We start from the raw sequence: 614 nt of genomic DNA, 5'->3' as shown, positions 1-614 counted from the left end.
ACCACCTGGTTCATGACCGCGATCGCGCTATCGGGCGTGATCGGCGGCCCGATCTCCGGCTTTATCCTGAAGGCGTTCGACGGCCTGAACGGCTGGCATGGCTGGCAGTGGCTGTTCCTGCTTGAAGGTCTGCCGTCGATTCTTGTCGGCATCCTGGTGTTTCTCGTGCTCGACGACCGGATCGGCAAAGCCGCATGGCTGACCGCCGAAGAGCGGCAACTGCTCGAGCGCAACATCGCCGCCGAAGATGCCACCAAGGAAGACCCGCCGATCAGCAAAGTGCTCGCGAGTCCGCGCGTGTGGCTGATGAGCCTGATCTACTTCTCGTTCGTGATCGGCCTGTACGGCGTGAGCTTCTGGCTGCCGACGATCATCAAGGCGACCGGCGTCACCGACACGTTCGCGATCGGCTTACTGTCCGCGATTCCGTTCGCCGCCGCGGTGGTGGCGATGGTGCTGGTGTCGCGCAGCGCGGACCGCGCACGCGAGCGGCGCTGGCACGTCGCGATACCGGCCTTCGCGGGCGCGCTCGGCCTCGTGCTGTCGGTGGTCTGGGCGCATAGCACGCTGCTCGCGATGGCCTCGCTCACGCTCGCGACGATGGGCATCCTGAC

1 protein-coding gene is annotated in these 614 nt (G+C 65.8%); it reads left to right on the top strand.

The window, feature by feature from the left end; translation table 11 throughout:
• Positions 1-614 (top strand): MFS transporter (locus HV796_RS43115; RefSeq protein WP_175233655.1); only part of this gene is annotated, 614 nt, incomplete at both ends.

This window comes from Paraburkholderia humisilvae (genome assembly GCF_902859855.1).
GTDB classification, from domain to species: Bacteria; Pseudomonadota; Gammaproteobacteria; order Burkholderiales; family Burkholderiaceae; genus Paraburkholderia; species Paraburkholderia humisilvae.
This window is presented reverse-complemented; position numbering and strand designations above follow the sequence as displayed.